Raw genomic sequence first — 12522 nt, 5'->3', positions numbered from 1 at the left:
GTCTCCGGCGTGCCCGTGTGTCCACTGTGTCGCCACGATGGGCCGAAAGTCGCTGTTTCCAGGGAAAAACGCCGACCGCTCCTCGGTGTGAGGCGGGTCTCCTCGTTTCCCGTGAACGTCGCCTTGTCGCCGAGTGGGATTCCTGGTTAGGTAAGGCTAACCATACGAACTGTTGGGGGTGGTGACGTGTCGTCGTCCGTGCTGACGCGGCCGGTGCCCGGCTACCGGGCGGCCGACCTCCTGGCCGCGTATCTGCCCGGATCGTTCTACTACTCCTCGCCGAGCGGCACCGTCCTCGCGGACGGCGTGCGCGCCATCGTCCGGACCGATCCCGGCCGGCGCGCCGAAGGAGTGGCGGCGGCGCTGGAGTCGGCGGTCGCGGACGGGGAGTCCGAGCCGATCGTCGTGGGAGCGATCGGATTCCGCCCGGACTCCGACGCCAGCCTGGTGATACCGGCCGTCGTGCGGAGGGCGGGCCCGCCCGGGTCCGGTCTCCCGGGCGGTGCGGCGGGCGCGCTCGGTCCCTGGACGATCGCCCCTCGTCCCGCGCGGGAGGACTACATCGCGGCCGCGGTGGAGGCGCTCCGCCGGATCGGCCGGGGCGACCTGGAGAAGGTCGTGCTCGCGCGGTCGCTGGAGCTGACCGCCCCCGAGCCCGTCCCCGTGCCGCGGCTGCTCGGACGTATGGTCCAGGCCAATCCGGCGGCCCACGCCTTCGCCGTCGACATCACCGAGCCGGGGGACCGGGCACCGCGCACCCTCGTCGGGGCCAGCCCGGAACTGCTGGTGTCGCGCCGGGGCGCCACCGTGGTCGCCAATCCGCTGGCGGGCTCCCGGCCCCGCAGTGACGACGAGGCGGAGAACCGGAGGCGGATCGCGGACCTGCTCACGTCGGACAAGGACCGGCGCGAGCACGCCCACGTGGCCGCCCAGGTGGGCGAGGTGCTCGGCCGGTTCTGCGCGGACCTGCAGGTCCCGGCCGAACCCGAGGTGATCGGAACGCCGACCATGTGGCACCTCTCGACCCGCATCACGGGCACACTGGCCGACCCGCGCGACCCGGCCGCGTCGTCGCTGGGGCTGGCCGAGGCCCTGCACCCGACGCCCGCGGTGTGCGGCACGCCGACCGGCCTCGCCCGCGACCTCATCGCCGAGCTCGAACCGCACGACCGCGGGTACTACTCCGGTCTCGTCGGGTGGACCGACGCGGACGGTGACGGCGAGTGGGTGGTCACCATCCGCTGCGCGGAGGTGTGCGATCGCACGGTGCGCGTGTTCGCGGGCGCCGGGATCGTCGCGGGGTCCGACCCCGCCGCGGAACTCGCCGAGACGAGCGCGAAGTTCCGCACGCTGCTCGGTGCGCTCGACGCGGAGGAGACCTCGTGAGCGCCGGACATCCCGATGGTCCGGACCACGTCGGCTGGCCCGCCGACGTGGCGGCACGCTACCGGGCCGCGGGCCACTGGCGCGGGCAGACCTTCGGGGCGCTGCTGACCACGCTCGCCGCCGCGTACGGGCACCGCACCGCGGTGGTCGGGGAGAGCGACGGCGTCCCCGCCCGATGGACCTACTCCGACCTCGACGACCGGGCGCACCGCCTGGCCGCCGGCCTCGCCGGTCGCGGCATCGGGGCGGGCGACCGGGTGCTCGTGCAGCTGCCGAACCGGCCGGAGTTCGTCTCCGTGATCTTCGCCTTGTGGCGCCTGGGCGCCTGGCCGGTGTTCACGCTTCCCGCGCACCGCCGTACGGAGTTGCGCCACTTCGCCGAGAAGGCGGAGGCGAGCGCGATCATCACCGTCGCCGAGCACGAGCGCCACGACCACGCCGCCACCGCGCGGGAGGTCGCCGACGACGTCGCGAGCGTGCGGGAGGTCCTCGTGGTCGGCTCGCCGGAGTTCACCGAGCTGAGCGAGGCACCGCCCCGGGAGTTCGCGGACCCGGACCCGGAGGGCGTGGCGTTCCTGCAACTGTCCGGCGGCAGCACCGGGCTGTCGAAGCTGATCCCGCGTACCCACGACGACTACCTCTACAGCGTGCGGGAGAGTGCGCGGATCTGCGCGCTGCGGCCGGACAGCGTGTATCTCGCGGCGTTGCCGGTCGCGCACAACTACCCGCTCAGTTCCCCGGGAGTGCTCGGTGCCCTCCACGCCGGGGCGACCACGGTGCTCGCTCCCCGTCCCGACCCCGGCGTCGCGTTCCGGCTGATCGAGTCGGAACGGGTGACGATCAGCGGGGTGGTGCCCCCGCTGGCGGCGGCGTGGGTGCAGGCCGCGGCCCGCACCGAACACGATCTGTCCAGTTTGGAGGTGCTGCTCGTCGGCGGGGCGAAGTGCGCGCGGGAACTGGCCGAACGCATCGGGCCCGCGCTCGGCTGCCGCCTGCAGCAGGTGTTCGGCATGGCCGAGGGCCTGGTCTGCTACACGCGGCTCGACGACCCCGACGAGCTCGTCCTCGGCACCCAGGGCCGGCCGATCTCGCTGGACGACGAGATCCGGGTCGTCGACCCCGACAACCCGGACGCCGCCTCGACCGACGAGGTCGTTCCCGGCGAGGTGGGTGCCCTGCTGACCCGCGGGCCGTACACCATCCGCGGGTACTACCGCGCCGCCGAGCACAACGCCACGGCGTTCACCTCCGACGGGTTCTACCGCACCGGTGACCTCGTGCGGCGCCACCCGTCCGGGCACCTCGAGGTCGTGGGGCGGGCCAAGGAACAGATCAACCGGGCCGGGGAGAAGGTCTCGGCCGAGGAGGTCGAGAACCACCTCATCGCCCATCCCGACGTGCTCGACGCCGCGGTGGTCGGCGTGCCCGACGAGTACCTGGGCGAGCGGACCTGCGCGTACGTCGTGCCCACCGACGGCGCGAGCCCGGGTGAGGCCGAGCTGCGCCGGTTCGTGCGGGAGCGCGGTATCGCGGCCTTCAAGGTGCCGGACCTGGTGATCGTGGTCGAGAAGTTCCCGGTCACCGGTGTCGGCAAGACGAGCAAACGTGAACTACGGGCCGCGCTGGCGGCCCAGGCCAGGAACAGGTGATGCGGGTGTCCCTCCCGACGATCCAGCCGTACGCCCTGCCCGGCGCGGCGGAACTGCCGGCAGGACGGGTGGACTGGCGGGTCGATCCGTCCCGGGCGGCGTTGCTGATCCACGACATGCAGCGCTACTTCCTCGCCCCCTACGCCGGGGCGCCGATCCCCGAGGTCGTGGCGAACACCGCCGCGCTCGCCGCCGAGTGCCGCGAGCGCGGCGTGCCCGTGTTCTACACCGCGCAGCCGGGCCACCAGAACCCCGCCGACCGCGGGCTGCTGACGCAGTTCTGGGGCGACGGCATCGGCGCGGTCATCGACGCCGATCCGGGCGCGGCCGACGTCGTCGACGAACTCGCACCGGCCGCCGACGACGTCGTCCTGGTCAAGTGGCGCTACAGCGCCTTCCAGCGCAGCGCGCTGGCCGAGCTGCTGGCCGCCGCGGGCCGCGACCAGCTCGTCGTCACCGGCGTCTACGCCCACATCGGGTGCCAGGCGACCGCGGTCGAGGCGTTCATGCGGGACGTCCAGCCGTTCCTCGTCGCCGACGCCGTCGCCGACTTCTCCCGCACCCACCACGACCAGGCGTGCGACTACGTCGCGTCGCGCTGCGGCGTGGTCACCACCACCGCCGACGTCCGGACCGCCCTCGCGGTCGAGATGACCACAGGAGTGAGCTGAATGAACGACAAGTCCCCTCTGACCGCCGAGCGTGTGCGCGCCGACGTGGCGGAGCTGCTGGGCCGCGATCCGGGATCGATCGATCCGGAGGAGAGCCTGCTGGATCTCGGCCTGGACTCGATCCGGATCATGAGCCTGATCGACCGCTGGCGGGCGGCGGGGGCGACCGTGGAGTACCCGGACCTCGCCGAGCGCCCCGAGCTCGCGCACTGGATCTCCGTCGTCACCGGCGAGGTGGCGGCATGACCCGCGTCGACCACCGGCACCGCCACCTCGACCGCATCGCCGAGGTCCGGGCGGGCGCCGTCGCCGAGAAGGTGGGCTACCCGATCCGCATCCGCACGGCCGAAGTGGTCCGGACCTCCGCCCTCGGAGCCGGGCTCATCCGGGTCACGGTGGGTGGCGAGGGAACGCAGGGGTTCGAGGCCCACTCTCCCGACGAGCACGTCAAGCTCATCTTCCCCGACTCCGACGGGGTGACCCGGCTGCCCGAGCCGAACGGGCTGATGCTGCGCTGGCCCCGGCCGTCGCCGACGGCGCGCGAGTACACCGTCCGCGCGTACGACCCGGTGACCGGTGAGCTCGACATCGACATCGCGCTGCACCCGGGCGGGCTGGCGTCCGAGTGGGCTCGTTCGGTGCGGCCGGGGGAGCAGGTGCACGTCGCCGGGCCGCCCGGTGGCCTGATCGTGCCCTTCGTCTACGACCGGTACGTGTTGGCGGGAGACATCACCGCGTTGCCCGCGATCGCCCGCTGGCTGGAGGCGCTGCCCCCGACCGCGGCGGGGTGGGCCGTCATCGAGGTGGCGGGTCCGGAAGAGGAGATCGAGCTCCGGCGCCCCGAGGCGGTCGAGGTGCGCTGGCTGCACCGCGGTGACCGGGCACCCGGCACCACCGATCTGCTCGAACGCGCCGTGCGCGCGCTGCCCGTCTCGCCCGACGAGCGGACCTACGTGTGGGTGGCCGGCGAAGCAGGTTCGATCAAGCCGTTGCGCCGGTGGGCCCGCCACGAGCTGCGCCTCGCCCCGCACGACTACGACGTCACCGGCTACTGGAAGCGCGGCGTCGCCGACTACGACGACCACGACCACGAGCACGACCACGCCGAGCAGCCGGTCCACGCCGACCACTGACGACCCCGGCGCCGACCCTCGGCGCCACGACCCTTCCCCAACCGTGCCGGGCCGATGCGGCCTGCCTGGAACACCGAGGACATTGACCGATGTCACGAGTCAGCTTCCCCCGCCTGTCGAGGACCGCCAGGACCAGAACCCTTGTCGCGGCCACCGTGCTCGCGCTCGGCGCGACGGTGGCAGGGTGCGGCGCCGGCGCGGACGACGAGGCGTCCGCACAGGACGGCGCGACGCGGGTGTTCGCCGCGGACAACGGCGACGTCACCATCCCCGCCGACCCGCAGCGGGTCGTCGCCACCGGGTACGCGGTCCCGGCGCTGATCGAGGCCGAGGCCCCGCTGGTCGGGATCTCCACGTGGAAGCGCGGCGAGCCGATGATGAGCGACGAGGACCGCGCCACCTACGACGAGCTGCCGAAGGTCGCCGGCGAGTCGGCGGCGGAGACGAACTACGAGGCCATCGCCGAGGCCGAGCCCGACCTGATCGTCATCGGGGTACCGGCTCCGGTGCTCAAGGACGTCGACGTCGAGCGCCTGGAGTCGATCGCTCCGGTCGTCGCCATCGGACCGACCGTGCCGGGGGCCTGGCGCGAGTTGTCGCGCCAGCAGGCCGACGCCGCGGGCGCGCTGGAGAACTTCGACGCGCTGAAGGCCGAGTACGAGAAGAAGGCGGCCGAGCTGGCGGAGAAGTACGAGGACGTCCTGCCGTCGCTCAAGCTCGCCCACGTCGGCTCCTACGGTGAGGTCGAGAACGGCAACTTCCAGCGCGAGTTCGACGGCTCGTGGGGCACCAACATCGTCAACGACATCGGCGGCCACTACTACGGCGAGGTGAAGGAGAAGGGCGAAGGTTCCCGCGCGGTCAGCGAGTACCCGTCCATCGAGGAGCTGCCCTCGGCGTTCACCGAGGCGGACGCCATCACCTACACCGTCGAGGCCGACGGCTCGCTGCCGGAGCCGGTGAAGTACGTGACCGAGTCCGAGCTGTGGCGGAACCTGCCCGCGGTGAAGAAGGAGATGACCTTCCCGATCCGCTACACCGAGGCCGCCACCTACGGGCAGGCGATGCTGGCACTGGACGCGCTCGACGAGGCGTTCGCGCCCCTGCTGGAACAGTGACGGTCACGGCCTCGGCTGTCCGCACCGCGGCGAGGACGACCCGCGTGGGTGTCCTCGCCGCGGGTGTGGTGGTGCTGGCGGCGGCGTGCGTCGCCAGTGTCGCGATCGGCGCGCACCCCGTGGCGCCGGGCGAGGTGCTGCGGGCGCTGTTCGCGTTCGACGGTTCCGCCGACCATCTCGTCGTGCGTGACGTGCGCGTGCCGCGCACTCTCCTCGGCATCGCCGTCGGCGCCGCACTCGCGGTGTCCGGGGCGCTGATCCAGACGTTGTCCCGCAACCCGCTCGCCGAACCCGGCGTCCTCGGCGTCACCCAGGGCGCCGGATTCGCGCTCACCGTGGGAGCCGCGCTCGGGGTCGCCGTGACGGCGTGGGGGGAACTCGTCGCCGCGGTGCTCGGCGCGGTGCTCGCCACGCTGCTGGTCTACGCGGTCGGACACCGATCCACGTTGCGGCTCCTGCTGGCCGGTGTCGCGTTCAGCGCGGTGCTTCAGGGACTGTCGCTGGGCATCCGGATGATGTCGCCGGACACGCTCGACCGGTACCGGTTCTGGGCCGTCGGGTCGCTGGCCGGACGTGAGCAGACCGACCTCACCCTGCCGGTGACCGCGATCGTGCTCGCCCTGATCGGCGCGGTGTTCCTGTCCCGCACGCTCAACGCGGTCGCGCTCGGCGACGCCGTCGCGCAGACCCTGGGCGCCGACGTGGCCCGCGTGCGCACACTCACCCTCGTCGCGATCACGGTGCTGGCGGGGGCGGCCACCGCGGTGGCCGGACCGATCCTGTTCGTCGGCCTGATCGTGCCTCACCTGTTGCGCCGTCTGGCCGCGGGTTCGGTGCCGTGGCTCGTGGGCTACTCCATGATCGCGGGTCCGATCCTCATGCTGGCCGCCGACACGCTCTCCCGGGTGCTGCTGCCCACGGGCGAGGTTCCCGTCGCGATCGTCACCGCGTTCCTCGGTGGACCGGTGCTCATCTGGGCCGTTCGGCGTTACGGGGCGGGATCGTTGTGAGCGGATCGGCAAGCACGGTCGCACTGCGGTTGCGGGGCCGTGCTCTCGTCGTCGAGCGGCGCACGCTGGTGCTGTCCGGTGTGTTCGCCGTCGTCATCCTCCTGCTCGGATTCGCCGGCCTCTCCTACGGCTCGACGTGGAGCAGTCCCGGCGAGGTGCTGGCCGCCCTGGTCGGCACCGACCCGAGTGTGGTGATTCTCGAGTGGCGGCTGCCGCGGGTGGTCGCCGCTATCGTGTTCGGGGCCGCTCTCGGGGTCGCGGGTGCGATCTTCCAGAACATCACCCGCAACCCGATGGGCAGCCCGGACGTCATCGGCCTGGACGCCGGCGCGTACACGGGCACGCTGGTGGCGATGACGCTGCTGGCGAGCTCGTCGGTGCAGCTCGCGTTCAGCTCGGTGGTCGGTGGGCTCGTGGCCGCGACCGTCGTGTACCTGCTGTCGCGGTCGAACGGTCTGTCCGGGCTCCGGCTCGTCGTGATCGGCATCGCGGTCAACGCGATGGTGACCGCGCTCAACTCGTGGCTCGTGCTGAGGGCGGAGCTCGAAGTCGCGATCGCCGCCGTCGGCTGGAGCTCGGGTTCCCTCAACGGCATCGACTGGGCGGACGTCGCGGTGCCGTTCACGGTGATCGGCGTGCTGCTGGTGGCGATGGCGCTCGTGGTGCAGTCGATGCACCAGTCGGCGCTGGGTGACGCCGTGGCCGTGGCCACCGGTGTCGGGCTCGATCGCCTCCGGTTGCTGCTGGTGCTGATCGGCGTCGGCTGCACCGCGACCGTCACCGCTGTCGCGGGCCCGATCGTGTTCATCGCCCTCGCGGCGCCGCAGATCGGGCGCAGGCTCGCGCGGGCGCCCGGGATCGCGGTGCTTCCCGCCGCGTTGACCGGAGCGGTGCTGCTGCAGACCGCGGATCTCCTCGCGCAGCTGCTGCTGGCTCCGGTGTCCCTTCCCGTCGGCGTGGTCACGACCGCGATCGGCGGCGGCTATCTGATGTGGCTGCTGGCCCAGGAGGTGAGGCGGAGATGACCGCACGGCTTCGTGCGCGGGATCTGACACTGCGGTACGGCGAGCGGGTGGTGTCGACCCGCTTGACCCTCGACGTGCCCGACGGGTCCTTCACCGCCGTGGTCGGCCCGAACGGGTGCGGCAAGTCCACGTTGCTGCGTGCGTTCGTGCGGCTGTTGCGACCGACCGAGGGCAGCGTGTCCTTCGACGGCAAGGACGTCGGCACCTACGCGCCGAAGCGGCTGGCCCGGCTCCTGGCGTTCCTGCCGCAGGATCCGCTGGCACCGGAGGGCATCAAGGTCGGCCAGCTCGTCGCGCGTGGACGGTTCCCCCACCAGTCGTTGCTGTCACTGTGGACGCCCGAGGACGAGCAGGCCGTCGCCGACGCGTTGCGCGTCGCGCAGGTCGACGACCTGGCGGAACGGCCGGTGCAGGAGCTCTCCGGCGGGCAGCGTCAGCGCGTCTGGGTGGCGATGGTGCTGGCGCAGCAGACCCCGTACCTGCTGCTCGACGAGCCGACGTCGTTCCTGGACATCACGCACCAGTACCGCCTGCTCGACCTGCTGGCCACGCTGCGCGACGAGGGGCGCACGGTCGTCGCGGTGCTGCACGACATCAACCAGGCCTGCCGCTTCGCCGACCACCTCGTCGCGATGAAGGAAGGCCGCGTCGTCGCCGAGGGCCGCCCCGCCGACGTCGTCGACACCGGCCTGCTGAAGGAAGTCTTCGACCTGCCGAGCGTCGTCGTGCCCGACCCGGTGACGGGCACCCCGATGGTCGTGCCCGAGTGAGCCGGCCCGGCGAGGCCCGCCGTATCGCACCAGCTTGATCCAGGGAGTGAAGAGTGAGCACGGGACACGCGCGCACGGTCACGTCGACGTCGGCCGGAACGGTCTTCGAGCTGACCAGCGCGCAGCTCGGCATCTGGAACGCGCAGCGCCTGGAGCCGGAGTCGCCGTACTACGTCGTCGGCGACGTGGTGCAGATCCGGGGCTCCGAGCCCGTCGACGTCGCACGGCTCGCCGAGGCGATGGTGGGGACGGTCGGCGACGCGGAGTCGTTGCGGCTGCGCGTCGTGGAGACACCGGACGGCCCGCGTCAGTGGGTCTGCGCCGACCCGGTGAGCGTGCCGCCGGTGGTGGACGTCAGCGGGGACGCCGACCCGGTGGCGGCGGCCGAGGCGCTGGTGCGGCGGGAGCGGTTCGCCACGGCGGAGGCGTGCCGGGCCATGGTGGACCGTCCACTGTACTCGCAGACGATCATCCGGCTGTCGGAGTGCGAGGTCTGGTACACCCAGCTGGGTCACCACCTGGTCTTCGACGGATACAGCGCGGCGATGCTCGCGCGCCGGACCGCCGCCCGCTACACCGCGGCGGTGCGGGACGAGCCGCTGCCGCCCTCGTCGTTCAGCACGTTCGCCGAGTTCGTTCGCGCCGACCGCGAGTACCTGGCCAGCGACCGCGCCGAGCGGGACCGCGCCTACTGGGTCGACCGCCTCACGCCCCTGCCCGAGATCGGGGAGTGGACCTCCGGTCGGGCCGAACCACCCACCGCCACGGTGTCCGCTCGGACGGTGCTGCCGCCGGAGGAGGTCGCCGCCCTCCGCGCGTTCGCCGACGAGGTGAAGGTGACCTGGGGCGATGCGCTGCTGGCGAGCTACGCGGCGTTCCTGCACCGCGTGCTCGGGCACACCGACGTGGTGTTCGCGCTCCCGCTGATGTGCCGCACGAGCGCCGCGGAGCTGCGTACGCCGGGGATGGCCGTGAACGTGCTGCCGCTGCGCGTCGACGTCCACAGCGGTGATCGCCTGGACGTGCTGGCGCACCGGGTCGCGGAGGCGATGCGGGAGATGCGCGCCCACCAGCGCTACCGCGGGGAGAACCTGCCACGTGACCTGGCGGTGCCCGGGGCGGGCGCGCTGCTGCACGGGCGCGGGGTGAACCTCAAGGCGTTCGACCTGACGCTCGACTTCGCCGGGGCGACCGGGGTCATGCGCAACGTGGCGGGTGGTCCGCCCGAGGACATGGGGCTCAGCGTGCTGCCGACCCGCGACGGCGGCCTGTTGCTCGGGTTCGAGGTGGACGCCGCGACCCACGACCAGGAGTCCGTCGACGAGCGGCTCGCCGCGATGCGCCGCCTGCTCACCGACCTGTGCGCCCCGGCGCGGCCCGCGGTGGGGCAGGTCGAGCTGCTCGCACCGCAGCGGCGGCGCAGCCTCCTCGACGCCTGGACCCCGCCCGCCCCGTCCGGGACTCCACGCGATCCGGGTGAGCTGCTCGACGAGCTCGCCACGACGCGGGGCGACGACATCGCGATCAAGCACGGCGAGAGCCGCGTGACCTATGCCGACCTGGCCGCTCGGGTGCACCGGCTCGCCCGCCTCCTGCGAGCGCGCGGCGTCGGCGCCGAGGACGTCGTGGCCCTCGCACTGCCCCGGTCGATCGACACGGTGGTGGCGCTGCTCGCGGTCCTGGACGCGGGCGCCGGGTTCCTCCCGCTCGACCTCGAACACCCGGCCCAGCGCCTGCGCGCGCTGCTGGCCGACGCTCGACCGTCGCTCGTGCTCACCACGCGCGGCACCGTCGCGCCGGACGACGCCATACCGAGGCTGTCCCTCGACGACCTCGAGATCGCCGCCGAGCTGTCCGCGTTGCCGACCGCACCGCTCGCGCCGCACGAACTCGCGGCGCCGCGCCGGGGCGAGCACCTCGCCTACGTCATCTACACCTCCGGATCGACCGGGACACCCAAGGGCGTGCAGGTGCCGGTCGCCGCACTGCGGGCGCTCGTGCACCACCACCGTGAGACGTTCGTCGCCGAGACCGCCGTCGCCGTGGGCCGCCGACTGCGGGTCGCCCACACGTACTCGTTCGCGTTCGACTCGTCGCTCGACCAGCTGTCGTGGCTGCTGTGCGGGCACGAACTGCACCTCTACGACGCCGACGTGACGAAGGACGTCGACCTGCTGCTGGCCGCCTACGCCGCCGACCGGGTCGACGTCGTGGACACCACGCCGTCGCTGGCCGCGCCACTGGTCGACGCCGGACTGCTCGACGGCGCGCACCGCCCGGCACTGCTGATCCTCGGTGGCGAGGCGACCCCGCCCGCGCTGTGGGAGCGGGTCGTCGCCTCGGGGGTCGCCGCCCGCAACATGTACGGGCCGACCGAGGCCACGGTGGACAGTGTCAGTGCGGTGCTCGACGAGGGCGAACCCGTGATCGGTCACCCACTCGACGGGATGCGCGTCTACCTGCTCGACACCGCGTTGCGCCCCGTGCCACCCGGCGTCGTGGGGGAGTTGTACCTGGCGGGCCCCCAGCTCGCGCGCGGATACCTGAACCGGCCCGGCGTCACGGCGGAGCGCTTCGTCGCCGACCCCTTTGCCACGCCAGGAGAAGCGGGCGCCCGGATGTATCGCACCGGCGATCTGGCCCGCTGGGTGCCGGACCGGGGTTTCGTCTACCTCGGCCGGGCCGACGGGCAGGTCAAGATCCGCGGCCATCGCGTGGAGCTGGGCGAGGTGGAAGCCGCGCTCGGCGCCCTGCCCGATGTCAGTGCCGCGGCGGCGGTGCTGCGCCACGAGACGGGAAGGCCGAGGCTGGTCGGCTACGTCGTGCCGGAGCGCGACGGTGAGCTCACGCCGGAATCGGTTCGCGAGGCGCTCGCCGACCACCTTCCCGACCACCTCGTCCCCGCCTCGGTCGTCGTGCTGGACGCGCTGCCGCGCACGGTCAACGGCAAGCTCGACCGGGCCGCGCTGCCGGTGCCGCAGCTCTCGCGCACAGGCCGGGCCCCGGCGACCGAGCGGGAGCGGATCCTGTGCGCGATCGTCGCCGAGATGTTCGGGCTGGACGAGGTGAGCCCCGACGACGACTTCTTCTCGTTCGGTGGCGACAGCATCTCGGCCATCACCGTGAGCAGCAGGCTGCGCTCGGCCGGGTTCGAGCTGCGACCGCGCGACCTGCTGGTGCGTCGCGATCTCGGCTCGCTCGCGCGGCGGCTGGTCGAGCGTTCGACCGTGGTCGCGGCGGTGGCGGACGACCCCGTGGGGCCGGTTCCGGCACCGCCCATCGTGCGAGGGCTGACCGAGCCGCATCCCGCCCCGCGCGTCGTGGCCGGGTACGCCCAGTGGACCGCGGTGTCGGTGTCCTCGTCGCCCACGGTCGCCGAGCTGGTGGCGGGGGTACGAACGGTGCTGGCTCGGCACGCCGTGTTGCGGCTGCGGTGGAAGGCGTACCCCGGCGAGCTGGAGGTGCTGTCCGCGGAGGCCGTGAACGCCGGGGACATGGTCGACGCCGTCACCGAGCCGACCGAGTCCACACAGGACCACCTCGCCGCGATCGCCGAGCGGCTCGCCGGGGAGCTCGACCCCTCGACCGGCGCCGTGCTGCGCCTCGCGCTCGTCCGCACTCCGTCGGGCGAGCCGGACCGGCTGCTCGTGGTGGCCCACCATCTGGCGGTGGACGGCGTCTCCTGGCGGGTGCTGCTGCCCGACCTGCACGAGGCGTGCCGAGCCGCGCGGGAGGGCCGACCCGCCGTGCTGCCGTCCGG

The 12522-nt window shown here is 73.0% G+C and carries 10 protein-coding genes; all 10 read left to right on the top strand.

Annotated elements, in window-relative coordinates:
• Positions 1-186: 186 nt before the first annotated feature.
• Positions 187-1386, top strand: coding sequence for an isochorismate synthase (locus SACAZDRAFT_RS03785; protein ID WP_005438852.1), 1200 nt, complete (start codon positions 187-189; stop codon positions 1384-1386).
• Entirely contained in the window at positions 1383-3035 is a 1653-nt protein-coding gene (locus SACAZDRAFT_RS03780) for a (2,3-dihydroxybenzoyl)adenylate synthase (RefSeq protein WP_005438851.1), read from the top strand. Before SACAZDRAFT_RS03785 ends, SACAZDRAFT_RS03780 begins: the two co-directional genes overlap by 4 nt.
• Positions 3035-3706, top strand: a complete 672-nt coding sequence (locus SACAZDRAFT_RS03775; RefSeq protein ID WP_005438849.1) for an isochorismatase family protein — start codon at positions 3035-3037, stop codon at positions 3704-3706. The genes SACAZDRAFT_RS03780 and SACAZDRAFT_RS03775 overlap by 1 nt, the downstream gene beginning before the upstream one ends.
• Positions 3707-3952: a phosphopantetheine-binding protein gene (locus tag SACAZDRAFT_RS23650; RefSeq protein ID WP_005438847.1), complete on the top strand. Its 246-nt coding sequence runs from the start codon at positions 3707-3709 to the stop codon at positions 3950-3952.
• On the top strand, positions 3949-4839 hold the full coding sequence (locus SACAZDRAFT_RS03765; protein ID WP_005438845.1) for a siderophore-interacting protein: 891 nt from the start codon (positions 3949-3951) through the stop codon (positions 4837-4839). The genes SACAZDRAFT_RS23650 and SACAZDRAFT_RS03765 overlap by 4 nt, the downstream gene beginning before the upstream one ends.
• An 89-nt stretch (positions 4840-4928) precedes the next feature.
• Positions 4929-5957, top strand: coding sequence for an ABC transporter substrate-binding protein (locus SACAZDRAFT_RS03760; protein ID WP_005438843.1), 1029 nt, complete (start codon positions 4929-4931; stop codon positions 5955-5957).
• Positions 5954-6967, top strand: a complete 1014-nt coding sequence (locus SACAZDRAFT_RS03755) for a FecCD family ABC transporter permease (RefSeq protein WP_040927653.1) — start codon at positions 5954-5956, stop codon at positions 6965-6967. The genes SACAZDRAFT_RS03760 and SACAZDRAFT_RS03755 overlap by 4 nt, the downstream gene beginning before the upstream one ends.
• On the top strand, positions 6964-7992 hold the full coding sequence (locus SACAZDRAFT_RS03750; protein ID WP_005438839.1) for a FecCD family ABC transporter permease: 1029 nt from the start codon (positions 6964-6966) through the stop codon (positions 7990-7992). Before SACAZDRAFT_RS03755 ends, SACAZDRAFT_RS03750 begins: the two co-directional genes overlap by 4 nt.
• The gene (locus SACAZDRAFT_RS03745) at positions 7989-8762 is read left to right on the top strand and encodes an ABC transporter ATP-binding protein (RefSeq protein WP_005438838.1); all 774 of its coding nucleotides are present in this window, start codon (positions 7989-7991) and stop codon (positions 8760-8762) included. The genes SACAZDRAFT_RS03750 and SACAZDRAFT_RS03745 overlap by 4 nt, the downstream gene beginning before the upstream one ends.
• Positions 8763-8815: 53 nt before the next feature.
• The coding region (locus tag SACAZDRAFT_RS03740) for a non-ribosomal peptide synthetase (protein ID WP_005438837.1) at positions 8816-12522 on the top strand (3707 nt) is incomplete at its 3' end.

The organism is Saccharomonospora azurea NA-128, from assembly GCF_000231055.2.
Lineage (GTDB): Bacteria > Actinomycetota > Actinomycetes > Mycobacteriales > Pseudonocardiaceae > Saccharomonospora > Saccharomonospora azurea.
The sequence above is the reverse complement of the archived record's forward strand: the minus strand, read 5'-3'. Positions and strand labels throughout refer to the sequence as shown.